35 protein-coding genes and 1 pseudogene are annotated in these 22385 nt (G+C 61.5%); all 36 read right to left on the minus strand.

Features of this window, described 5'->3' with window-relative positions:
- Positions 1-20 precede the first annotated feature (20 nt).
- Complete coding sequence (locus tag J1C52_RS12665) at positions 21-737, minus strand: ATP12 family chaperone protein (RefSeq protein ID WP_227428320.1); 717 nt, start codon at positions 735-737, stop codon at positions 21-23.
- Positions 734-1390 (minus strand): HAD-IA family hydrolase, encoded by a 657-nt coding sequence (locus J1C52_RS12670; RefSeq protein WP_227428321.1) that lies wholly within the window; start codon positions 1388-1390, stop codon positions 734-736. Before J1C52_RS12670 ends, J1C52_RS12665 begins: the two co-directional genes overlap by 4 nt.
- Complete coding sequence (locus tag J1C52_RS12675; RefSeq protein WP_227428322.1) at positions 1390-2421, minus strand: RluA family pseudouridine synthase; 1032 nt, start codon at positions 2419-2421, stop codon at positions 1390-1392. The genes J1C52_RS12670 and J1C52_RS12675 overlap by 1 nt, the downstream gene beginning before the upstream one ends.
- 61 nt (positions 2422-2482) lie before the next feature.
- Positions 2483-3796, minus strand: a complete 1314-nt coding sequence (locus tag J1C52_RS12680) for a replication-associated recombination protein A (RefSeq protein ID WP_227428323.1) — start codon at positions 3794-3796, stop codon at positions 2483-2485.
- Positions 3797-3825: 29 nt separating this feature from the next.
- Positions 3826-5211, minus strand: coding sequence for a trypsin-like peptidase domain-containing protein (locus tag J1C52_RS12685; RefSeq protein WP_227428324.1), 1386 nt, complete (start codon positions 5209-5211; stop codon positions 3826-3828).
- Positions 5212-5320: 109 nt separating this feature from the next.
- On the minus strand, positions 5321-5740 hold the full coding sequence (gene rplQ / locus J1C52_RS12690) for a 50S ribosomal protein L17 (RefSeq protein WP_227428325.1): 420 nt from the start codon (positions 5738-5740) through the stop codon (positions 5321-5323).
- Between the two features lie 121 nt (positions 5741-5861).
- Positions 5862-6878, minus strand: coding sequence for a DNA-directed RNA polymerase subunit alpha (locus tag J1C52_RS12695; RefSeq protein WP_227428326.1), 1017 nt, complete (start codon positions 6876-6878; stop codon positions 5862-5864).
- A gap of 117 nt (positions 6879-6995) precedes the next feature.
- Positions 6996-7385: a 30S ribosomal protein S11 gene (gene rpsK / locus J1C52_RS12700; RefSeq protein ID WP_072244330.1), complete on the minus strand. Its 390-nt coding sequence runs from the start codon at positions 7383-7385 to the stop codon at positions 6996-6998.
- Between the two features lie 15 nt (positions 7386-7400).
- Entirely contained in the window at positions 7401-7769 is a 369-nt protein-coding gene (gene rpsM, locus J1C52_RS12705; RefSeq protein WP_227428327.1) for a 30S ribosomal protein S13, read from the minus strand.
- Positions 7770-7965: 196 nt separating this feature from the next.
- Entirely contained in the window at positions 7966-8307 is a 342-nt protein-coding gene (locus J1C52_RS12710; RefSeq protein ID WP_227428328.1) for a DUF6693 family protein, read from the minus strand.
- Positions 8304-8882, minus strand: coding sequence for an adenylate kinase (locus tag J1C52_RS12715; protein ID WP_227428329.1), 579 nt, complete (start codon positions 8880-8882; stop codon positions 8304-8306). Before J1C52_RS12715 ends, J1C52_RS12710 begins: the two co-directional genes overlap by 4 nt.
- Positions 8879-10246 carry a preprotein translocase subunit SecY gene (gene secY, locus J1C52_RS12720; RefSeq protein ID WP_227428330.1) on the minus strand — a complete coding sequence of 456 codons (1368 nt, stop codon included), beginning with the start codon at positions 10244-10246 and terminating at the stop codon, positions 8879-8881. The genes J1C52_RS12715 and secY overlap by 4 nt, the downstream gene beginning before the upstream one ends.
- Before the next feature lie 105 nt (positions 10247-10351).
- A complete protein-coding gene (gene rplO / locus J1C52_RS12725) occupies positions 10352-10843 on the minus strand; it encodes a 50S ribosomal protein L15 (protein ID WP_227428331.1) in 492 nt (163 codons plus the stop codon).
- Between the two features lie 120 nt (positions 10844-10963).
- A complete protein-coding gene (locus J1C52_RS12730) occupies positions 10964-11824 on the minus strand; it encodes a DMT family transporter (protein WP_227428332.1) in 861 nt (286 codons plus the stop codon).
- Positions 11825-11957: 133 nt separating this feature from the next.
- Positions 11958-12146: a 50S ribosomal protein L30 gene (gene rpmD, locus J1C52_RS12735; RefSeq protein ID WP_227428333.1), complete on the minus strand. Its 189-nt coding sequence runs from the start codon at positions 12144-12146 to the stop codon at positions 11958-11960.
- Between the two features lie 15 nt (positions 12147-12161).
- Positions 12162-12722, minus strand: coding sequence for a 30S ribosomal protein S5 (rpsE, locus tag J1C52_RS12740; RefSeq protein ID WP_227428334.1), 561 nt, complete (start codon positions 12720-12722; stop codon positions 12162-12164).
- Positions 12723-12732: 10 nt separating this feature from the next.
- Positions 12733-13092: a 50S ribosomal protein L18 gene (rplR, locus tag J1C52_RS12745; protein WP_227428335.1), complete on the minus strand. Its 360-nt coding sequence runs from the start codon at positions 13090-13092 to the stop codon at positions 12733-12735.
- Between the two features lie 11 nt (positions 13093-13103).
- Complete coding sequence (rplF, locus tag J1C52_RS12750) at positions 13104-13637, minus strand: 50S ribosomal protein L6 (RefSeq protein ID WP_227428336.1); 534 nt, start codon at positions 13635-13637, stop codon at positions 13104-13106.
- Between the two features lie 11 nt (positions 13638-13648).
- Positions 13649-14047, minus strand: a complete 399-nt coding sequence (gene rpsH, locus J1C52_RS12755; RefSeq protein WP_227428337.1) for a 30S ribosomal protein S8 — start codon at positions 14045-14047, stop codon at positions 13649-13651.
- 12 nt (positions 14048-14059) lie between these two features.
- The gene (gene rpsN, locus J1C52_RS12760; RefSeq protein WP_121096962.1) at positions 14060-14365 is read right to left on the minus strand and encodes a 30S ribosomal protein S14; all 306 of its coding nucleotides are present in this window, start codon (positions 14363-14365) and stop codon (positions 14060-14062) included.
- Between the two features lie 19 nt (positions 14366-14384).
- Entirely contained in the window at positions 14385-14945 is a 561-nt protein-coding gene (gene rplE, locus J1C52_RS12765) for a 50S ribosomal protein L5 (RefSeq protein ID WP_227428338.1), read from the minus strand.
- The gene (gene rplX, locus J1C52_RS12770; protein ID WP_227428339.1) at positions 14945-15250 is read right to left on the minus strand and encodes a 50S ribosomal protein L24; all 306 of its coding nucleotides are present in this window, start codon (positions 15248-15250) and stop codon (positions 14945-14947) included. The genes rplE and rplX overlap by 1 nt, the downstream gene beginning before the upstream one ends.
- A complete protein-coding gene (rplN, locus tag J1C52_RS12775; protein WP_072244317.1) occupies positions 15250-15618 on the minus strand; it encodes a 50S ribosomal protein L14 in 369 nt (122 codons plus the stop codon). Before rplN ends, rplX begins: the two co-directional genes overlap by 1 nt.
- 63 nt (positions 15619-15681) lie before the next feature.
- Complete coding sequence (rpsQ, locus tag J1C52_RS12780) at positions 15682-15921, minus strand: 30S ribosomal protein S17 (RefSeq protein WP_072244316.1); 240 nt, start codon at positions 15919-15921, stop codon at positions 15682-15684.
- Positions 15922-15932: 11 nt separating this feature from the next.
- The gene (rpmC, locus tag J1C52_RS12785; RefSeq protein ID WP_072244681.1) at positions 15933-16136 is read right to left on the minus strand and encodes a 50S ribosomal protein L29; all 204 of its coding nucleotides are present in this window, start codon (positions 16134-16136) and stop codon (positions 15933-15935) included.
- A gap of 201 nt (positions 16137-16337) precedes the next feature.
- Complete coding sequence (gene rplP, locus J1C52_RS12790; RefSeq protein ID WP_072244315.1) at positions 16338-16751, minus strand: 50S ribosomal protein L16; 414 nt, start codon at positions 16749-16751, stop codon at positions 16338-16340.
- Between the two features lie 21 nt (positions 16752-16772).
- Complete coding sequence (gene rpsC, locus J1C52_RS12795) at positions 16773-17474, minus strand: 30S ribosomal protein S3 (protein WP_227428340.1); 702 nt, start codon at positions 17472-17474, stop codon at positions 16773-16775.
- Positions 17474-17854: a 50S ribosomal protein L22 gene (gene rplV / locus J1C52_RS12800; protein ID WP_072244313.1), complete on the minus strand. Its 381-nt coding sequence runs from the start codon at positions 17852-17854 to the stop codon at positions 17474-17476. Before rplV ends, rpsC begins: the two co-directional genes overlap by 1 nt.
- A 3-nt stretch (positions 17855-17857) precedes the next feature.
- A complete protein-coding gene (rpsS, locus tag J1C52_RS12805; protein WP_227428341.1) occupies positions 17858-18136 on the minus strand; it encodes a 30S ribosomal protein S19 in 279 nt (92 codons plus the stop codon).
- 3 nt (positions 18137-18139) lie between these two features.
- Positions 18140-18979, minus strand: coding sequence for a 50S ribosomal protein L2 (rplB, locus tag J1C52_RS12810; RefSeq protein ID WP_227428342.1), 840 nt, complete (start codon positions 18977-18979; stop codon positions 18140-18142).
- A 153-nt stretch (positions 18980-19132) separates the two neighbouring features.
- The gene (locus tag J1C52_RS12815; RefSeq protein ID WP_227428343.1) at positions 19133-20038 is read right to left on the minus strand and encodes a class I SAM-dependent methyltransferase; all 906 of its coding nucleotides are present in this window, start codon (positions 20036-20038) and stop codon (positions 19133-19135) included.
- Between the two features lie 95 nt (positions 20039-20133).
- On the minus strand, positions 20134-20430 hold the full coding sequence (locus J1C52_RS12820; RefSeq protein ID WP_227428344.1) for a 50S ribosomal protein L23: 297 nt from the start codon (positions 20428-20430) through the stop codon (positions 20134-20136).
- Complete coding sequence (gene rplD / locus J1C52_RS12825) at positions 20427-21047, minus strand: 50S ribosomal protein L4 (protein WP_227428345.1); 621 nt, start codon at positions 21045-21047, stop codon at positions 20427-20429. The genes J1C52_RS12820 and rplD overlap by 4 nt, the downstream gene beginning before the upstream one ends.
- Before the next feature lies 1 nt (position 21048).
- Positions 21049-21885: a 50S ribosomal protein L3 gene (gene rplC, locus J1C52_RS12830; RefSeq protein WP_227428346.1), complete on the minus strand. Its 837-nt coding sequence runs from the start codon at positions 21883-21885 to the stop codon at positions 21049-21051.
- Positions 21886-21897: 12 nt separating this feature from the next.
- A complete protein-coding gene (gene rpsJ, locus J1C52_RS12835) occupies positions 21898-22206 on the minus strand; it encodes a 30S ribosomal protein S10 (protein ID WP_072244307.1) in 309 nt (102 codons plus the stop codon).
- Positions 22207-22262: 56 nt separating this feature from the next.
- Positions 22263-22385: pseudogene (tuf, locus tag J1C52_RS12840) on the minus strand (elongation factor Tu); the annotation flags it as partial.

Raw genomic sequence — 22385 nt, forward strand, 5'->3', positions numbered from 1 at the left:
ACAAGCGCGGCGGCACGCCGTCACGCGTTCGGCTGAAGCGCGAAATAAAAGCGCGCGGCATCCATAAAGGCGCGACGGCGGCCCTCGGCCAAGGCCTCGGCCTCTTCATCCGTGCCCCATTGCGAGATTTGCCAATCCTCATCCACGCGCGAGGTTGTCCAGAGCGCCTCTGGCGTATTGAAGCCGTCAATCACCGCCAGCGCGATCAGAAGCGAGCCGGACATGGCAACAAGATCATGGAAACAGGTCAACTCAAACGCGGTCAGGCGCGCGACATCGGCGCGCAGGTTGTCCAGCAGCTCGGCAGGCTGGGGCGCGTGCACCACACCCACGCGTGGGACCGGCCGCACCCCGTAGCGATGCGCCGCCCAGTCCAGAACAGGATCCCACGCTGCCGCTTCCAGGTCCGTCAGGGTTTGCGGGGCCTCTGCCCGGTAGCACACAAGGTCGCTGTCGCCGTAATCGGTAATCAGCCCGGCCACCTCTGCCATCTGCCCGCGGACCTTGTCGATGGCGGCATTCGCGGCACGGGTGGCGGGCATGGTGGCGGGATCGATCGTCTTGGCTTGCGCGCGCCATTCCTCGGCAATGATTTCGGCAAAAGCGCTTGTCGGCACGATCAGCGCGGATTTTGCCGGTGTCTTGATCCCGCGCCCATCAAGGTGAACGGTCACGCCCCCTTCGACCTGGGCAATCGTAACCTCTTTCCAGAACCGTTTCTTGGCCCAACCGCTCATGCTGCTGCCTCTTGCCAGATCATCTGCAATGCACCCTCCAACTGTGCGAAGTCGTCAATCACGCGCGGGCCAAGCCGCGTTGCGGGATGGTAGCCCCATGCCACGCCCAGACCATGCAGACCAGCGGCGCGCGCCATGTCCATGTCGAACTCTGTATCGCCCACCATGACCGCATTGCTGGCCACGACACCGGTATCGGCCAGACAGGCCTGCAACATGGATGGGTCGGGCTTTGACGGGTGGTCATCGGCACAATGAACGGTCTGGAACAGACCCTGCCACCCATGCGCCGCGATGATATGGTCCAGACCGCGCCGCGATTTGCCCGTGGCAAGGCCCAGCGCGACATCATCCCGGCCGGCGAGCCGTTCCAGAACCTGCGCGGCACCGGGGTAAAGCGGCGACAGGCTCTCGGCCCGTGCCGTGGCAAAGCCATCCTTGTAGGATGCAACAATCCGCGCAAGTTCGGCATCGCCAATCCCCGGCGCAAGCCGCGCCATGGCTTGCGGCAGGGACAGGCCCACCACGCTCAGGCATTCCGCACGCGACGGCATGGGGCGGCCCAAAGCGGCAAAAGCCTGTTCCATCGCGTGCAGAATATGCGCTTGGCTGTCGACCAAGGTGCCATCCACGTCAAAGACCACAAGCTTCATCATTCGTCCTCGAACGGGTCGGCGGGCGCGTCGGCCTCGCGCCAGCCAAACAAGGCCCAGCTTTTGGCCATGTGTTCGGGCAAGGGCGCGGTCACACTCAGCGCAGCACCCGTGACGGGGTGCTCCAGCACAAGCGATCGCGCGTGCAGATGCAGCTTGCGGCTGACCTCGCCGCCAATGCCCGCGCCCCAGCCGTCGCCAAGATTTTCCTGCGCAGAGCCGCCATATTTACCGTCGCCAATGATCGGATGGCCCATCTCGGCCATATGCGCGCGCAACTGGTGGGTGCGGCCCGTGATGGGGGATAGGCCCATCCACGCCGCCCGGCTGCCCAGCCGTTCAATGACGACGAAATCGGTCATGGCGCGCTTTGCACCCTCGGTGCTTTCGACCTCGTTCGGATGAATACAGCGCATCTTCTCGGCCCCGCGCCCGCCGGTTTTCAACAATCCATAGCGCACGGTGCCCTTCAAGGGTTGCGGCACACCCGCGACCAAGGCCCAGTAAATCTTGCGCGTGTTGCGGTGGCGAAAGCTTTCGGACAAGCGCCGCGCCACACGCGGGGTGCGCGCCAGAAGCAGCACACCAGACGTGTCCTTGTCCAGCCGGTGCACCAGCATCGGGCGTTCCTTGTAATCGAACATCAGCGCATCGGCCAACCCGTCGACATGGCGCTTGCCCTGCCCGCTACCGCCTTGGCTGGGCAGGCCCGGCGGCTTGTTCAGCGCGATCACATGCTGGTCGCGGAAGATGACGCAAGAGCGGATCATCTCTGCATCGGCATCTGACGGGCCGGTTTTGATAACGGGTGGCGCGGCAGGCGCATCGGGCAAAGGCGGCACGCGCACGGATTGACCCGCTTCCACGCGGGCATTGGCCTTGACCCGCCCGCCATCGACGCGGATTTCGCCCTTGCGGCAGGCCTTCTCGATCAGCCCTTGCGTGATCTGCGGAAACTGACGTTTCAGCCAACGGTCCAGCCGCTGCCCGCCATCGTCTGGCCCGACCTGCCGTGTCTCTACCCTGCTCATGGCAATCCCCTGAAAATCGTCTGTCTCTTGCGCGCAGCCGCGCCCGAATGTCAACGCCCGCTCAGCCGCCCTGACGCTTTGCGCGCAGCTTCGCGAACCACGCCAGCCGTTTGCCCAAATCCCGCTCGAACCCGCGTTCCGGCGGCTGATAGAGCACCGGACGCGTCACACCATCGGGGAAGTAGTTCTGCCCCGAGAACCCGTGCTCGGCATCATGGTCATAGGCGTAACCCTCGCCGTAGCCCTGCTCTTTCATCAGGCCCGTGGGGGCGTTCAGGATGTGCTTGGGCGGCGGTTCAGACCCGGTTTTCTTGGCCAGTTTCAACGCGCCCTTCCACGCAACATAGCCGGCGTTCGACTTGGGGGCGAGGGCAAGGTAGATCACCGCCTGCGCCAGCGCCAGATCGCCCTCTGGGCTGCCAAGGCGTTCATAGGTATTCCACGCATCCAGACAAACGGCCTGCGCTTGCGGGTCGGCAAGGCCAATATCTTCGACCGCCATGCGGACCATGCGGCGCGCCAGGTAGCGCGGGTCTTCGCCGCCCTCGATCATCCGCGCCAGCCAGTACAGCGCTGCATCCGGGTCCGACCCGCGCACCGATTTGTGCAAGGCCGAGATCAGGTTGTAATGCGCATCGCCCGATTTGTCGTATTGCGCCGCGCGCCGCATCAATCGCTGCGACAGCGCCTTGCGATCCAGCTTGCCCGTGACCTGCCAGCCCATGACCTGTTCGATCAGGTTCAGCCCCGCGCGCCCATCGCCATCGGCCATTTCCAGAAGCGCCTCGCGCGCCGGGCCATCAAGCGGCAAGGCGCGGCCCAACTCCTTCTCGGCGCGTTGTGCAAGCAATTCCAAGTCGGCCAGCGTCAGCCGCTCCAGCACGATCACCTGCGCGCGCGACAGGACGGCGGCGTTCAACTCGAAGGACGGGTTTTCGGTCGTGGCCCCCACCAGCGTGATGGTGCCATCTTCCATATGCGGCAGGAAACTGTCCTGTTGCGCGCGGTTGAAGCGGTGAATCTCATCGACGAACAGCATGGTGCCGCGCCCGGTCTGGCGGCGCAGCTTGGCCGCGTCGAACACCTTGCGCAATTCCGGCACGCCCGAAAAAATCGCGCTGATCTGGACGAATTCCTGCTGCGTGTGATCCGCCAATAGCCGCGCGATAGTTGTCTTGCCGACGCCGGGCGGGCCCCAAAGCACAAGGCTGGCCAATTGGCCGCTGGCCAACATCGCGCCCAAGGGGCCATCGGGGCCGAGCGCTTTTTGCTGCCCGATCACCTCTGACAATGCACGCGGACGCAGCCGGTCCGCCAAGGGACGCGGGCCGGGTTTCGGGCCGTCAGAGGGCGCGGTATCGAAGAGGTCAGCCATGGGGCAATCTAGCGCGGCCCGACCTGCCGTTACAGCCGAAACCGCAGCGCGACTTGACGGCCTTCGCGGATCAGGTCGATGACCCATGTGCGCGTTTGCTCTTGCGACAGGCGCAGCACATCATCCGTGCTGCCCACGCGCGTGCCATTGATCGCCAACAACACATCGCCGGGCCGCAGGCCCACGCGCCCCGCAAGATCGCGGGCTTGGGTGACAAGAATGCCCTCTGCATCGGGCGCAAGGCCGAATTCGGAGATAACAGCGGGGTTGATGCGCATCACCTCTAGCCCCGTCAACGCGCTGCGCCCCGCGATCTGACGCGTCTCTCGCGCGGGCTGCTCGGGCGGTGCGATCAGCTCGATCGTGACCGCCCGCGCCTCTGACCCGCGGCGTGTTTGCAGCACGGATTGTCCGCCAATGCCCTTGGCCGCCAGCCGGAACATCATTTCCGGGGCGGAATTCACCTCGCCCCCATCGACGGACAGGATGACATCGCCCCGCTGAAGCCCGGCTTGCGCCAAGGGGCTGTCGGGGTGCAGGTCCAGAAGCACGACACCGGCGGGGATGGTCTGGTCAAACGCTTCGGCCAGCGCCGCATCGACCGCCTGCGCGGTCACGCCGGCCCAAGGCCGCTGGAACCGCTCGCGTCCCTCGCGGGCCTGCGCCACGACCTGCGCCACCAGATTGGCGGGGATGGCAAAGCCGATCCCGTTCGACCCGCCCGAACGGGTGATGATAGCGGTGTTCACACCAACCAATTCGCCCGCCATGTTCACCAGCGCGCCGCCCGAATTGCCGGGATTGATGGGCGCGTCCGTTTGCAGGAAATAGCCCCGGCCAGAGCCGACAGCGATGCCAGAACGCGCAAGGCCAGAAACAATGCCACTCGACACCGTTTGCCCCACGCCGAAGGGGTTTCCGATAGCAAGGATCAGGTCGCCCACTTCAACGCGGTCGGAATCGGCCAAGGGCAAGGCGGGCAGATCACGCGCGCCCTGCAATTGCAAAACGGCCAGATCGCTATCCTCATCGGTCAGCACTACATCGGCAGCGAATTCGCGCCGGTCATTCAGCACAACACGAATTTCCGTCGCTTCCCCGACGACATGGTAATTCGACACGACCAGCCCATCTGGGCTGACGATGACGCCCGAGCCCAAGGAGTTCTGCACACGCGGTGTGACCTGTCCGAAATTGCGGAACAGATCGCCGAAGAACGGGTCATCGGCAAAAGGGCTGCGGCGTTCGGCGACAACACGCTGGGCGTAGATATTGACCACGGCGGGCGCGGCCTGCTTGACGACTGGCGCGTAACTCAGCTGCACCTGCGCCATGGATTGCGGAACCGTCTGCGCCAGAACTGGCGGACAAAGCGATATGACCAGCGCCAAACAAAGCGGCACGATACGATACATGTCTGTCACCTCTCGCTGTGCTTTGATCCAGATATGGGGGCTGGCCCGGAAAAGCAAAAGGCCCGTATGCGCGGTGCATACGGGCCTGTTTGTCCGAACGGACAAAACCTTAGTCTTCGGCAGCCGCAGCGGCCTCTTCGCGGGCGATATCTGCCGCACCCTTGGCAGAGACGTCGCGCTCGACAAATTCGATGATCGCCATCGGGGCCATGTCACCATAGCGGAAGCCGGCTTTCAGAATGCGGACATAGCCACCCTGACGGTCCTTGTAGCGCGGGCCGAGGATGTCGAACAGTTTCTTGACGTCCTTGTCCTGCTTCAGCTGCGCGGCCGCCTGACGGCGTGCGTGCAGATCGCCGCGCTTGCCGAGCGTAATCAGCTTCTCGACGATCGGGCGCAGTTCCTTGGCCTTGGGCAGGGTGGTCTTGATCTGTTCGTGTTCAATAAGCGAACCGGCCATGTTGGCGAACAACGCCTTGCGGTGTTCGGCGGTGCGGTTCAGGCGGCGGTAGCCACGAGCATGACGCATGTAAAATCTCCTTCAACGTCGTGTTTTGCTTTGTCCGGCCATGGCTGCGTGACCACGGCTCTCCTTGGGGCATGTGCCCGGTAGTCTGGAACGGGCGCTCGGTGCGCCCGTTCCGCAGAAATCAGAACTGGTCTTCGAATCGCTTCGCCAGCTCATCAATGTTCTCAGGCGGCCATTCCTCGACATCCATGCCAAGATGCAGGCCCATACCCGACAGCACTTCCTTGATTTCGTTCAAGGATTTGCGGCCAAAGTTCGGGGTGCGCAGCATTTCTGCTTCGGTCTTCTGGATCAGATCGCCGATATAGACGATGTTGTCGTTCTTCAGGCAGTTCGCCGAACGCACGGACAGTTCCAGCTCGTCCACCTTCTTCAGCAGAAGCGGGTTGAACTCCAGACCGTCATCATCATCCTTCGAGCCAGCCGATTCAGGCTCGTCGAAATTGACGAAGATTTGCAGCTGGTCTTGCAGGATACGGGCCGCATAGGCGATGGCGTCTTCCGGGCGGACGGAGCCGTCGGTTTCAACCTTCATCGTCAGCTTGTCATAGTCCAGAACCTGACCTTCGCGGGTCGGCTGCACATCGTAGCTGACGCGCTTCACCGGCGAGAAAATCGCGTCAATCGGGATCAGGCCGATGGGCGCATCTTCCGGGCGGTTCTTGTCGGCGCTGACATAGCCTTTGCCAGTGTTGACCGTCAGTTCCATGTAAACCGACGCGCCATCGTCGATATGGCAGATGACGAGGTCTTTGTTCAGGATCTCGATCCCTGCCGTCGTCTCGATGTCGCCCGCCGTTACAACGCCCGGACCTTGGGCGGAAATCGACACGCGCTTCGGCCCTTCGACATCCATGCGCAGGGCGACGCTTTTCAGGTTCAGAACGATGTCGGTCACGTCTTCGCGCACACCGGGCACCGAAGAGAATTCATGCAGGACGTTGTCGATCTGCACAGAGGTGATCGCCGCCCCTTGCAGCGACGCCATCAGCACGCGACGCAGCGCGTTGCCCAGCGTCAGACCGAAGCCGCGTTCCAGCGGTTCGGCGATGATGGTCGCCTTGCGTGCGCTGTCAGCGCCCGGTTTCACGTCTAGCTGTGCCGGCTTGATAAGCTCTTGCCAGTTTTTATGGATCATGTGTCGCCTCCATTCTTGTCGCGGGGCCATGCCCAAGCCCGTGCGACGCCCGAGGATCTAAAAGACAGAAAACCAGACCCCGCGAAACTGCGGGGTCTGGCAAAAACCGGACCAACCTTAGACGCGACGACGCTTCGGCGGGCGGCAACCGTTATGCGCCATCGGGGTGACATCACGAATAGAGGTGATGTTGAACCCAACGGCAGCCAGCGCGCGCAGCGCCGACTCGCGGCCCGAACCCGGACCCTGCACTTCCACGTCCAGCGTTTTCACGCCATGTTCCTGAGCTTTCTTGCCAGCATCTTCAGCAGCCAGCTGCGCGGCATAAGGGGTCGATTTACGCGACCCCTTGAAGCCCATCGTGCCGGCGGACGACCACGAAATGGCGTTGCCCTGCACGTCAGAGATCAGGATCTTGGTGTTGTTGAAGCTGGAATTCACATGAGCGACACCAGCGGCGATATTCTTGCGAACCTTGCGCTTAACGCGCGTTTTATCACGAGCCATGGATCAACCCTTCCCTTACTTCTTCTTGCCGGCAATAGCTTTTGCCGGGCCCTTGCGCGTGCGCGCATTGGTGTGGGTGCGCTGACCGCGCACGGGAAGGTTGCGACGATGGCGCAGACCGCGATACGAGCCGATATCCATCATGCGCTTGATGTTCATCTGAACTTCGCGGCGCAGGTCGCCTTCGACGGTGTAGTTCGCGTCGATATGCTCGCGGACCGCCAGCACCTCGGCATCGGACAATTCGTTGACACGGCGGGTCGTTTCAATGCCGACTGCGGCGCAGATGTCTGCGGCAGCTTTCGGACCGATGCCGTGGATATAGGTCAGCGCGATGGGAACGCGCTTACCCGTGGGGATGTTTACGCCAGCAATACGTGCCACGCGGATAGTTCCTTTCGTTGCGGTTCCGTAACTCCAGAACCTTTTTTCACAACACGGGGCGCAATGACCCCCCGCGTGCATTCCAATACGAATAGCGCCTGTGGCAGTCCAAGCTGCCGCGCAGGCGCGATTCTCGTCTCAGGCGTGTCGGGTATGTGCTTTTGGGGCCAAGGTCAAGACCCGATGACAGCACCGGTCACAGGGGCACCGTGACGGTCGCATTCATCAGCCGTTTAACCACCGATTGCCAGTAGACGAAATAGGCAAGACCCAAGGTCAGGATGGTCAATATCAGCCACAGAATAGCATGGCCAAGGATGTCCGCAAAGCCCACATCGACCGACAAGCGCGCGACGGCGTTGCCGCTGGCATCCAACACAAAGGTTTTGTTGATCGGCGCTTTCAGGAAGTAATAAGGCAAAACGAACAACGCCAGCCCGAAGGTCACAAGTGTTAGAAGCACCCAGATCAGCAACTGGCCAAGCGCTTCTGTCAGGCTGAAATCGCAGCGAAACCGGTGGCCGGACCCTAGGATCATGCGTCGAGGATCGCCGCGATCTGGGCCGCAACCTCGTCCATGCTGGCCATGCCATCGACGCGCTTCAAGCCGCCCTTGGCGTGGTAATAGCCCAGCAGAGGCGCGGTTTGCTTGTAATAGGCGCGCAAACGGTCGTCGAAAACCTCTGGCGTGTCGTCCTTGCGGACGGGCTGGCCTGCGGCCTTCGCCTCTTCGGCGCGCTTCACGATACGCCCGACAAGGGCCGTGTCATCGACCACCAGCTCGATCACGGTGTGCAGCTTGGTGTCATGGCGCGCCAGCAACTCGCCCAAGGCGTCGGCTTGCGCCAGCGTGCGGGGAAAGCCGTCGAAGATGAACCCGCCAGCGGACCCTTCTTCCAGCTTCTCCTCGATCAGGCCGATGACGATCTCGTCCGTCACAAGCTCGCCCCGGTCCATCACCTCTGCCACGCGCTTGCCCATCTCTGTGCCAGAGGTCTTGGCAGCGCGCAGCATGTCGCCCGTAGACAGCTGCACCATCCCGCGCGACTGGACCAGCTTTTGCGCCTGGGTGCCTTTGCCCGCCCCCGGAGGCCCGATCAGGATAATATTCATCGCCGCGCCGGAGCCTTCGGCTTGGTGCTGCGCTTGCGCGACTTGCCGCGCAGGTTCGAGCGTTCCAGCAAGCCTTCATACTGGTGCGCGATCAGGTGCGATTGCACGCGGTTGATCGTATCCATCGTGACAGAGACGATAATCAGCACGGATGTGCCGCCGAAATAGAACGGGATCGCCAGTTGACCGCGCAGGATTTCCGGCAGCAAACAGACCGCCGCCAGATAGATCGCGCCAATGGTCACAAGACGGGTGACGACGTAGTCCAGATATTCCTCGGTGCGCTTGCCGGGACGGATGCCCGGAACAAAGCCGTTCTGGTTCTTCAGGTTCTCGGCCACTTCATCGGTCTTGAACGCCACGTTCTGCGTGTAGAAGAACGTGAAGAAGATAATCATGGCCGTGAAGAACAGCAGATATGCGGGCTGGCCGGGGCCGAAATACGCAAGGATCGTCGCCATGATCTCGGACTGCGAATTACCCGAGAAGGTGGCGAGCGTCGTCGGCAGGAGCAGAAGCGACGAAGCAAAGATCGCAGGGATCACGTTCGCCGGGTTCACCTTGATCGGCAGATGCGACGTGCCACCATCGAACACTTTCATGCCGACCTGGCGGCGCGGATACTGGATGCTGATCTTGCGGATCGCGCGCTCCATGAAGACCACGAAAGCGATCACGGCCACAACCATCACGATCACACCGATGATAACGGCAGGCGAAATCTCGCCCGAGCGGCCCTGTGCGAGGAAATTCGCCAAGGCTGCGGGGATCTCGGCAATGATGCCCACGAAGATGATGAGCGAGATACCGTTGCCGATGCCACGTTCGGTGATCTGCTCACCCAGCCACATCAGGAACATCGTGCCGCCGACCAGGGTGATGACCACGGCGGCGCGGAAGAACCAGCCCGGATCGGTCGCCAGATCGCCCGCTTCGAGCGACACGGCCAGACCGTAGGACTGCCCCAAAGCCAACATGACGGTCAGGTAACGGGTATATTGGTTCAGCTTGCGCCGCCCCAGTTCACCCTCTTTCTTCAGGGCTTTCCAAGGCTCATACATCGCGCCGATCAGCTGCACGATAATCGCGGCAGAGATATAGGGCATGATACCAAGCGCGAAGATGCCCATGCGGCTGATCGCGCCGCCGGTGAACATGTTCAACATGCCGCCAATGCCGGACGCGGCCTCGTCCATGAATTCGCGCAGCGCAAGCCCGTCGATGCCCGGAACCGGGATATACGTGCCGATGCGGTAAACGATCAGCAGGCCAAGCGCGAAGAAGATGCGTTTGCGAAGGTCGGTTGCCTTTGCCAGCGCCCCCCAGCTTGTATTTGCCGCGAGTTGGTCAGCACCAGAAGCCATCTGCGTCTCTCTCTGTCATGTCAGCGCCGCCAGACCGGGGTCCGGTCGGCGGCGCGAAAACCCTGTTATGGGTGATGTAAGGGGCTAATCATCCCCTCACAACCTTTATTCGGCTGCCGCACCTTCGTTTTTCGGTGCAGGCGCGATGATTTGAACCGAACCGCCGGCCTTCTCGACAGCGTCGACAGCCGATTTCGAAGCGCCCGTCACTTCCAGCGTGACCTTCGAGGTGATCTCACCCTTCGCCAGCACGCGCACACCGTCCAGCTTGCGGCGCACCAAGCCCGAAGCGACCAGCGCGTCTTCGGTGATGGTGGCTTTTGCGTCCAGCTTGCCTTCGCCGATGAACTTCTCGATCAGGCCAAGGTTGACGACAGCAAAGCTCTTGCGGTTGGGCTTGTTGAAGCCACGCTTCGGCAGACGCATGTAGAGCGGCATCTGGCCGCCTTCATAACCATTGATGGCCACACCCGAGCGGGATTTCTGGCCCTTGATACCACGGCCACCCATCTTGCCCTTGCCAGAGCCGGGGCCACGGCCAACGCGCATCCGTTTCTTGGTTGCGCCAGCGTTGTCGCGAAGTTCATTCAGTTTCATGTCGCTTCTCCTTTGCCGGAACTACCCCCCAGCGACGGATTGGGGCAAACACGGCGTGCAAAATTGAGTCGTGGCCCCCCTTGGGCCACCGGGGGCGTATACGAGCAAGGGGCGGCGCGATCAAGCCCCCTGTTTCGGGCCCGGCTTTCGCGCGCCCCAAACGCCCAGAACAATTCCGCCAAGGATCAGGCCAGAGGCAAGGGCCGCGCGGGCGCTGATCGGCTCTGCCAGCAAGAGCGCCCCACCCAGAAGCGCGAATACCGGGGCGGATAGCTGCGCAAGCGCCCCACGCGTTGCCCCAAGTGCGGGTAAGACCTGATACCACAGGGCATAGCCCAGCCCGGACGTGATGGCCCCCGAAAGGATTGCCAAAGCCACACCCATGGTGCTTGGGGCCGAACTGGACCCGGCAAGCAGTGCGGCCCCCAGCACCACCGGGCTGGCAAGGAGAAAATTCGACGCCGTCGCAACCAAGGGATCGGCCACTTTGCGACCAGCCAAGGAATAGACACCCCAGCCCACCGCCGCCAGCGCCATCAAGGCCAGCGAAACCGGCGGCAGGGGAACCGCCGTGCCTGGCCAGCCAAGGTAGACCAGCCCCGCCAGCGAAAGCGCCATGCCAAGCCAGCGCAGGGCAGCGGGACGTTCCCCTTCCAGAAGCGCGCCCGCGAACATGGTCAGTTGCACGCCCCCGAACAGGATGACCGCGCCCAGCCCTGCATCGAGCTGCAAATAGGCAAAGGAAAAGCCCACAAGGTAGGCTACAAGCCCCGCCACTGCGACCCAGTCGGGGCGCCGCGCAATGGCGCGCGGACCAGAGCGCAGGCTGACCAGCACCCAAAGCATAAGCGCCCCGCTGACCACACGCAGCGCGGCGAATTCAGCAGGCCCGATATGGTCGCCGACAAGCGCCGCGCGATTCAGAAGCGAATTCGCGGCGAAGGCGATCATGGTCAGAATGGTCAGGGCGAATAGGCGCATGAGTTCAGTTTCCGAAAGACCGCCCAGAGATGGCATAGCAGGCGCGGCTTCCCAACAAGGATTTTGCATCGCACAAAGCAAAACGCCCCGGCCATAACAGCCGGGGCGCTTGCAAATTCAAAAGCAGAGCGGATTAGCCGCGCTCTTCCACGATCTGCACCAGGTGCGGGATCGAGTTCACCATGCCGCGCACGGAAGGAGTATCTTCCAGCTCGCGGGTGCGGTGCATCTTGTTCAGGCCCAGGCCCTTCAACGTGGCGCGCTGAATGGCGGGGCGGCGGATCGGCGAACCGACCTGCTTGACGACGATGGTTTTAGCCATTGTGCTTACCCTTCCTTACGCGTCGGCGGTTTCGGTCTCGGCTTCAGGCTTGCGCAGGATGTCTGCCACCTTCTTGCCGCGACGCTGCGCCACCTGACGGGGGCTGGCCGAATTCTTCAGCGCGTCAAACGTCGCGCGGACCATGTTGTAGGGGTTCTGGCTGCCGAGCGACTTGGCCACAACGTCTTGCAGGCCCAGCATCTCGAACACGGCGCGCATCGGACCACCGGCAATGATACCGGTCCCCGGCACGGCCTGACGCATGACAACCTTGCCCGCACCGTGGCGGCCTTCGATGTCATGGTGCAGCGTGCGGCCGTCTTTCAGCGGAACGCGAACCATCTGGCGCTTTGCCTGTTCGGTTGCCTTGCGGATGGCTTCGGGCACTTCTTTCGCTTTGCCTTTGCCAAAACCCACACGACCACGCTGATCGCCGACAACCACGAGCGCCGCAAAGCCGAAACGCTTGCCGCCTTTCACGGTTTTCGACACGCGGTTGATCGCAACCAGACGATCGGCGAATTCCGGGGTTTCCTCGCGGTCGCGACGGTCCCGGCGGTTTTCTCTTTCTGCCATAATCGTCTCCTCAGAACTTCAGGCCGCCTTCACGAGCGGCATCGGCGAGCGCCTTGACCTTCCCGTGAAAGATGAAACCGCCACGGTCGAAATAGCACTCTTCGACGCCAGCGGCTTTCGCACGCTCGGCAATCGCGGCACCAATCTTGGCGGCTGCGTCCTTGTTGTTGACACCCACGACACCGAAATCCTTTTCCAGCGTCGAGGCCGAAGCCAACGTCACACCGCGCACATCGTCGATCAGCTGAACGCTGATGTTCTTGTTGGAGCGGTGGACAGACAGGCGCGGACGCCCATTGGCCATTTTCTTCAGTTTGTTCCGAACGCGCAGGCGGCGTTTTTGGAACAGCTTTTGCTTTGTGTTCGCCATCTTTCGCGCCCTTACTTCTTCTTGCCTTCCTTACGGAAGATATACTCGTCCTTGTAGCGGATACCTTTGCCCTTGTAGGGCTCGGGCGAACGCCACTTGCGGATGTTTGCGGCCACTTCGCCGACCTGCTGCTGGTCGATACCTTCGACAACAACCTCGGTTTGCTTGGGGGCGGAAACGGTGATGCCGGCGGGAACCTCGAAGATCACTTCGTGGCTGTAACCCAGCGACAGTTTCAGGTCTTTGCCCTGCATCGCGGCACGATAACCAACGCCGACCAGTTCCAGCTCTTTCTTGAAGCCGGTGGTCACGCCGGTGGCCAGGTTGGCGACCATCGAGCGGGTCATGCCCCACTGCTGACGGGCGCGCTTGGACAGGCCGCGCGGCTTGACGGTGACGGTGTTGCCTTCCAGCACGATATCCACGTCATCACCAGCGGTGAAGCTGCGGGTGCCCTTGGGGCCCTTGACCTCGATGGTCTGGCCCGAGACCTGCGCGCTCACACCCGAAGGCAGTTCGACAGGCTTTTTGCCAATACGAGACATCTCAGCCCTCCTTAGAACACACGGCAGAGCACTTCGCCACCAACATTGGCGGCGCGGGCTGCTGCGTCGGACATCACGCCTTTCGGCGTGGAGACAACCGAAATACCCAGACCATTGCGGACCTGCGGAATTTCACGAACACCGGAATACACGCGGCGACCGGGCGTCGAAATACGCTTCAATTCGCGAATGGCAGGGGCGCCATCGGCATATTTCAGCGAGATTTCCAGTTCGGCATGGCCACCTTCAGAGGTGACGCGCTCATAGCCACGGATGTAGCCTTCGCTTGCCAGAACATCGAGCACCCAGGCACGCAACTTCGACGCGGGCGTGCGCACGGTCGATTTGCCACGCATCTGCGCGTTGCGGATACGGGTCAGCATATCGCCGAGAGGATCGTTCATGGACATGATCCCTTCTCCTTACCAGCTCGACTTGACCATGCCCGGGATCTGACCTTTCGAGGCCAGATCACGCAGCGCGATCCGCGACAGTTTCAGTTTGCGATAGTAAGCTTTCGGACGGCCCGACAGCTGGCAACGGTTGTGCAGGCGGGTTTCCGAGGAATTCCGCGGCAGTTGTGCCAGTTTCAGGTTCGCCTTGAAACGCTCTTCCATCGGGCGTTCGGCATCGGCAGCGATTGCTTTCAGCTCAGCGCGCTTGGCGGCATATTTCGCCACCAGCTTCTGACGCTTCTTCTCGCGCTCGACCATTGCTTTTTTAGCCATTGGTTCTCTCCCTCTCGCGTCAGCTGGTGAAGGGCATGTTGAAATGCTTCAACAGCGCCTTGGCTTCAGCGTCGGTTCTCGCGGTGGTGCAGATGATGACATCCATGCCCCACATCTCGTCGATCTGATCGAAATTGATCTCGGGGAACACGATATGTTCCTTGATGCCCATGGCGTAGTTGCCATTGCCATCGAACGACGTGCCCTTGACGCCGCGGAAGTCGCGGACGCGCGGCAGCGCGATGTTGATGAGGCGGTCAAGGAATTCATACATGCGCGCACCGCGCAGAGTGACCTTCACGCCCAGCGGCATTTCCTCACGAACGCGGAAACCCGCGATCGAGTTGCGTGCTTTTGTGATGACGGCTTTCTGACCGGCAATCGCGGTCAGATCGGCCTGGGCCGACTTGATCTTCTTGGTGTCCTTGACGGCTTCACCAATCCCCATGTTCAGCACGATCTTGTCGAGCTTGGGGATCATCATGTCGTTCTTGTAGCCGAACTCTTCTTTCAGCGCCGCACGGATCTGGTCTGCATAGACCGTCTTCAGGCGCGGGGTGTAATTGGCTTGATCCAACATCAGACCGCCTCCCCGGTTGTCTTGGCATAACGCACCTTCTTGCCGTCTTCCATGCGGAAGCCGACGCGGGTTGCCTTGCCGTTGCTGTCCACAAGCGCCAGGTTCGACAGGTCGATGGGCATTGCCTTGGGCAGGCGGCCACCTTGGCTGGTCTGGCTTTGCTTGGTGTGGCGGATGGCGATATTGATGCCGTCAACGACCGCTTTGTTGTCCTTGGGCATGACGGCGGAAATCTCGCCCTGCTTGCCCTTGTCCTTGCCGGTCAGAACGACGACCTTGTCGCCTTTTTTCAACTTGGCAGCCATTACAGCACCTCCGGAGCGAGCGAGATGATCTTCATGAAGTTCTTCGCGCGCAGCTCGCGCACCACCGGCCCGAAGATACGGGTGCCGACAGGTTCGCCAGAGTTGTTGAGGATGACGGCCGCGTTGCGGTCGAAGCGGATCGAGGTGCCATCTTCACGACGGACTTCTTTCGCGGTCCGAACGACGACGGCTTTACGCACGTCACCCTTCTTCACGCGGCCCCGCGGAATGGCTTCCTTGACCGACACCACGATGATGTCGCCCACCGACGCATAGCGCCGCTTGGAGCCGCCGAGGACCTTGATGCACTGAACCCGGCGTGCGCCAGAGTTGTCAGCAACATCCAGATTGGTCTGCATCTGGATCATTTGGTTTCTCCCGACCTTTGGGCACTACGCCCAGGGTTTCGATAAGTCTGAAGGGTCCGGGTCTTACGCTTCAGCGTCGACCAGAACCTCCCAGCGCTTGGACTTCGAGATCGGTGCACATTCGATGATGCGAACGGTGTCACCAACCTTGAACTGGTTGAGCGGATCGTGAGCCCGGTATTTCTTGGTGCTACGAACCGTCTTCTTCATGACGGGGTGCGTGAAGCGGCGCTCGACCAGAACCGTGACGGTCTGTTCGTTCTTGTCGCTCGTCACCTTGCCTTGCAGGATGCGTTTGGGCATGGGCCAGCTCCTTAGTTCGCCGCCGCTTCAGCGGCTTTTTCGTTGAGGATGGTCGAAACGCGTGCGGCGTCACGACGGACCTGGCGAATACGAGCCGTGTTTTCCAGCTGGTTGGTCGCCTTCTGGAAGCGCAGGTTGAACGCTTCCTTTTTCAGCGCAACGAGTTCGTCACGCAGTTGATCCGGTGTCTTGGATCGCAGATCTTCGGCTTTCATGGCCATTCCTTCAGTCAACAATCACCGGAAGGCCCCTGTGACAGGGTCACCCTGATTCCCGGCGGAGGTGGATGAGCGTGCCGTATAGGCGCGTTGCGCCCGCTTGGCAAGTGCCCCTTCAAAAGAAGATGTCCCGGCCAATAGTTCAGCCGGGACATCCGAATGCAAACTAGGGTGCGTGCCGGGCACGCACCCTACGGATTACCAGTCTTCGCGCTGGACGACGCGGGTCTTGATCGGCAGCTTCATTGCGGCCAGACGCAGCGCTTCGCGCGCCACGGCGTCGCCGACACCGTCGATCTCGAACATCACGCGGCCGGGCTTGACCTTGGCGGCCCAGAAATCGACCGAGCCCTTACCTTTACCCATACGCACTTCGGTGGGTTTCGAGGTGACGGGCACATCCGGGAAGATGCGGATCCAGACGCGACCCTGACGCTTCATGTGGCGCGTCATGGCACGACGCGCAGCTTCGATCTGGCGCGCGGTGATGCGCTCAGGCTCGAGTGCCTTCAGGCCGTAGCCGCCAAAGTTCAGGTCGAACCCGCCCTTGGCTTCGCCCTTGATCCGGCCCTTGTGCTGTTTGCGGAACTTGGTCCGTTTCGGTTGCAGCATTGTCTTACTCCTTCAACCGGATCAACGGCGCGGGCGCTGAGCGCCGCCGCTGTCCTGAAGTTCCTGATGCCGACGATCGCGGGCTTGCGGATCATGTTCCATGATCTCACCCTTGAAGATCCACACCTTCACGCCGATGATGCCGTAAGCCGTCAGGCCTTCGGAATGGGCGTAATCGATATCCGCACGCAGCGTGTGCAGCGGAACGCGGCCCTCGCGATACCATTCGGTCCGTGCAATCTCTGCACCGCCCAGACGGCCGGCAAGGTTCACACGGATACCAAGGGCACCCATGCGCATCGCGTTCTGCACCGCGCGCTTCATGGCGCGACGGAAGCTGACACGACGTTCCAGCTGCTGCGTGATCGATTCTGCCACCAGCTGCGCATCAAGTTCCGGCTTGCGGATTTCGACGATGTTCAGGTGCAGGTCAGACGCAGTGAAATTCGCCAGCTTCTTGCGCAGGGTTTCGATGTCTGCGCCTTTCTTGCCGATGATGACACCCGGACGTGCCGTGTGGATCGTGACGCGGCACTTCTTGTGCGGACGCTCGATAATCACGCGGCTGATGCCGGCCTGCTTGCATTCGTCATGGATGAAGTCACGGATTTTCAGGTCTTCCAGCAACAGGTTGCCGTAATCCTTGCTTTCCGCGAACCAGCGGCTGTCCCAGGTGCGGTTGACCTGAAGGCGCATACCAATCGGATTTACCTTGTGACCCATTATGCTTGCTCCTCGGCCTGACGAACCTTGATGGTCAGTTCGGAAAACGGCTTCATGATCTTGCCGAAGCGACCGCGCGCACGCGGACGGCCCCGCTTCATGACCAGGTTCTTGCCGACCCATGCTTCCGCCACAACCAGCGCGTCCACATCCAGACCGTGGTTGTTTTCAGCGTTGGCAATTGCCGATTGCAGGCATTTCTTGACGTCGCCGGCAATGCGCTTCTTCGAGAAGGTCAGATCGGTCAAAGCGCGATCAACCTTCTTGCCGCGGATCATGGCAGCAACGAGGTTCAGCTTCTGCGGCGAGGTGCGCAGCATGCGCGTCTTCGCCATTGCTTCGTTCTCGGCCACGCGGCGCGGATTTGTCTCTTTACCCATGGCTTACTTCCGTTTCGCTTTTTTGTCAGCCGCGTGCCCGTAATAGGTGCGCGTCGGCGAGTATTCACCGAACTTCTGGCCGATCATGTCCTCGGTCACGCTGACGGGAACGTGCTTTTTCCCGTTGTAAACGCCGAACGTCAGGCCCACGAACTGGGGCAGGATGGTCGAGCGGCGCGACCAGATCTTGATAACTTCATTGCGACCCGATTCGCGTGCTTTCTCGGCCTTTTTCAGGACGTAAGCATCGACGAAAGGGCCCTTCCAAACTGAACGTGCCATGGATTAGCGACCCTTCTTCTTCGCGTGGCGAGACCGCAGGATATACTTGTCGGTCTGCTTGTTGGAGCGCGTCTTGCGGCCCTTGGTGTCCTTACCCCAAGGCGTAACCGGCGTGCGGCCACCCGAGGTGCGACCTTCACCACCACCATGGGGGTGGTCGATCGGGTTCATGGCGACACCACGCACCGACGGGCGCTTGCCCTGGTGACGGGTGCGGCCGGCTTTCCCGAAGTTCTGGTTCGAGTGGTCGGGGTTTGACACGGCACCGACGGTCGCGAAGCATTCCTGGCGAACCATGCGCAGCTCGCCCGAGGACAGGCGGATCTGTGCGTAGCCGCCGTCACGACCGACGAACTGGGCGTAGGTGCCCGCGGAACGGGCGATCTGACCGCCTTTGCCGGGCTTCATTTCAATGTTGTGGACAATCGTCCCGATGGGCATACCCGAGAAGGGCATCGCGTTGCCGGGCTTGATGTCTGCTTTCAGCGAAGCGACAACCTTGTCACCCACGGCCAGACGCTGCGGGGCCAGGATATAGGCCTGCTCGCCGTCTTCATACTTCACCAATGCGATGAAGGCCGTACGGTTCGGGTCGTATTCGATCCGCTCGACGGTGGCCGGAACATCCAGCTTGTTGCGCTTGAAATCGACGATGCGATACAGGCGCTTTGCGCCGCCGCCGATGCGGCGTGCGGTAATCCGTCCGGTGTTGTTCCGACCGCCCGATTTGGTCAGACCCTCTGTAAGAGCCTTGACCGGGCGACCTTTCCAAAGCTCCGAACGGTCGATCAGAACCAGCCCACGCTGGCCCGGCGTCGTTGGTTTATACGACTTGAGTGCCATGCTTTCTGTCTTCCGTTAGCTTTGCGTCCCCGAAGGGAGCGTTCAGTCAAAATTTGCAGGCCCCGGAACGAATCCGAGGCCTTGCGTGCGGAGCAGATAGCAGGTGGGTCAAGGTATGTCTATAGCCCCCCGGCTCTTTCTGGCACAGGCGGGCTACAGACGCCCAAATGCCTTATTCACAAGGTATTTGGGGAATTGCGCATGAACCTTACCTTGCGTCCAGCCCGCCCATTCGGCGCGTGCATCGGCAAATATCTGTTCCATCGGGCGCGCCGCCCCGCGTTGAAAGATCATGCCGATATTGGCATCGTCCATGACCGCGACGGGCGTCAGGCCGACCTTCGCCCCCAGCGCTTCCATGGAATACCGCGTGAACCCCAAGGTGTGCGCGAAATGCAGGCTTGCAAAGCCCTTGCGTTCAATCCCGCGCAGGGCATTGGGGGTTTCAAGATAGATCACCCCATCCGGTTCCAGCCAAGTCAGCATCCGCTCCAATGCGGCGCAAGGGTCAACCAAATGCTCGAACACATGAAAAGAGGTGATCCCGCTGAACAGCCCTTCAAAGCTCACATCCTGCCAGCGCCCGGTTTGCACCTCGAGCTTGCGCTCTTCGCGGGCGTAATGGGCGTAATCCTCGCCCGGCTCGAACCCGGCGGCGGAAAAACCGGCGGCGTTGCAGGTCTCTATGAACTCGCCAGAGCCGCAACCGAAATCCAGCACGCGCCCGCCTGCCGGCAAGAAAGCAGCAATACGGTCCAAACGCGGTTTCGCGACCGCCAGCCGCTTGTGACGTTTGCTTTCACTGGGGGCGCGAAACACAAGATGGTAATCTGCGCGATAGTCGGAGGCGTAGTATTGCTCCAACGCCGCTTCGCTCGGCAAGGGCACGTGGCGAACAAGGCCACATGTGGTGCAAACCCCTTGGTCAAGACGTTTCAACCGTCGGTCAATCGCAGCAAGCGGACGGTACTCCGTGGCTTGGCACAAAGGGCAAGCCATATGACCTTCCGAGACGTTGTAGCGCGTCAGGGGCAGGGCCAGAAGCGTCGGTAGTTTCACAACACCAGTTCCTTCAGGGGCGGTTCGGCGGCACGCTAAACAAAAATGCCCCGCCTGAAAAGGCGGGGCATTTCATGTATCTCGTTCCTCTGAAATCAGAGGCCGGTGGTCACGTCGATGGCGTTGCCTTCTTCCAGCGTGACATAGGCTTTCTTGACATCCTTGCGGCGCCCTTTGACGCCACGGAATGTCTTGGTCTTGCCCTTGGTGATGGTGGTGTTCACCGCCTTCACCTTCACGCCAAAGATCGCCTCGATCGCGTCCTTGATCTGCGGCTTGTTCGCATCGACCGCAACCTCGAACACAACCGCGTTGGCTTCGGATGCCATGGTTGCCTTCTCGGTGATGATCGGCTTGCGGATCACGTCGTAGTGTTCAGCTTTCACGCTCATGCCAGTCGAGCCTCCAGTGCTTCCAGCCCGGCACGGGTGATGACCAGCGTGTCACGGCGCAGGATGTCATAGACATTCGCCCCGATCGACGGCAGCACATCGACGCCATCCAGGTTGCGCGCGGCGCGGGCGAAGTTCTCGCTCACTTCCGCGCCGTCAATGATAAGGGCCTTTTTCCAGCCCAACTCCTTGGCGGCCTTGGCCAGCACAGCGGTCTTGGCTTCGGCCATATCGGTCGTGTCCAGAACCATCAGCTTGCCAGCGCCCGCTTTCGCGGACAGCGCCATACGCAGACCCAGAGCGCGCACCTTCTTGGGAAGGTCATGCGCGTGGCTGCGCGGGGTCGGGCCCTTGTACACACCACCCTTGCGGAAGATCGGCGCGTTGCGGTCGCCGTGGCGCGCGCCACCGGTGCCCTTCTGGCGATAGATCTTCTTGGTGGAATAGCTGGTTTCCGACCGGGTTTTCACCTTGTGGGTGCCGGCCTGGGCTTTCGCCCGCTGCCAGCGCACCACGCGATGCAGGATGTCGGCGCGCGGCTCGAGGCCAAAGATGGCCTCGTTCAGCTCGACTTCGCCGGCTTTGCCCGCTTGCAGGTTAACGATGTCGAGTTTCATATCACTCGCCTTCCTTCTTCTCGGCTTCGATCTCGGCCTCGGCAGCTTTCAGGGCAGCTTCCTGCTCTGCGGCTTCGGCTTCGAGCGCGGCCTGACGGGCTGCTTCTTCCTCGGCGGCTGCGGCAGCAGCGGCTTCTTCGGCGGCCTTGCGGGCAGCTTCAGCGGCGGATTTCAGCGCGGCGGGGACAATCGCGTTCTCGGGGAAGGGCTTCTTCACCGCGTCCTTGATCGTGACCCAACCACCTTTGGAGCCGGGGACAGCGCCCTTGACCATGATGAGGCCTCGCTCGCTATCAGTGCGCACGACTTGCAGGTTCTGCGTCGTCACGCGAACGGCACCCATATGGCCCGCCATCTTCTTGCCCTTGAACACCTTGCCGGGGTCCTGGCACTGGCCGGTGGAACCGTGCGAACGGTGGCTGATCGAGACACCGTGCGAGGCGCGCAGACCGCCAAAGTTGTGACGCTTCATAGCCCCCGCGAAACCCTTACCGATCGAGGTGCCCGCGATGTCCACGAACTGGCCTTCGAAGTAATGATCGGCGGTGATTTCCTCACCAACCTCGATCATGTTGTCAGGGCTGACGCGGAACTCGGCCAGCTTGCGCTTGGGCGCGACGCTTGCCTTGGCGTAATGGCCGCGCATCGGTGCCGGAACGCGCTTGGCTTTCGCCGTGCCCGCACCCAGCTGAACCGCGGTGTAGCCGTCACGGTCGGCGGTGCGTTGTGCAACCACCTGCAACCCATCCAGCTGAAGGACGGTCACGGGAACCTGGCGCCCGTCCTCCATGAACAGCCGGGTCATGCCCAGCTTCTTTGCAATAACTCCAGAGCGCATTGTCCTGGCTCCTTACACTTTGATCTCGACATCGACACCGGCGGCGAGGTCGAGCTTCATCAGCGCGTCCACGGTCTGCGGGGTCGGATCGACGATGTCGAGAAGACGTTTATGAGTGCGGATCTCCCACTGGTCGCGCGATTTCTTGTCGACATGCGGACCACGGAGCACCGTGAATTTCTCAATCTTGTTGGGCAGCGGGATCGGACCGCGGACCTGGGCGCCCGTGCGCTTGGCCGTGTTCACGATTTCCTGCGTGCTGGCATCGAGCACGCGGTAATCGAAGGCCTTGAGCCGGATGCGGATGTTTTGACCTTGCATCTTCTTTTCCCTCGATGGGCGAGGTGCGTGGATAACCACGCACCCTACCCGTCACGTTACTTGATGATTTTCGAGACGACGCCCGCGCCGACGGTGCGGCCGCCTTCACGGATGGCGAAGCGCAGCTTCTCTTCCATGGCGATGGGCGCGATCAGCTCGACTTCGAACTTCAGGTTGTC

Source organism: Roseibaca sp. Y0-43 (assembly GCF_020667835.1).
In the GTDB taxonomy this organism is placed as follows: domain Bacteria; phylum Pseudomonadota; class Alphaproteobacteria; order Rhodobacterales; family Rhodobacteraceae; genus Roseinatronobacter.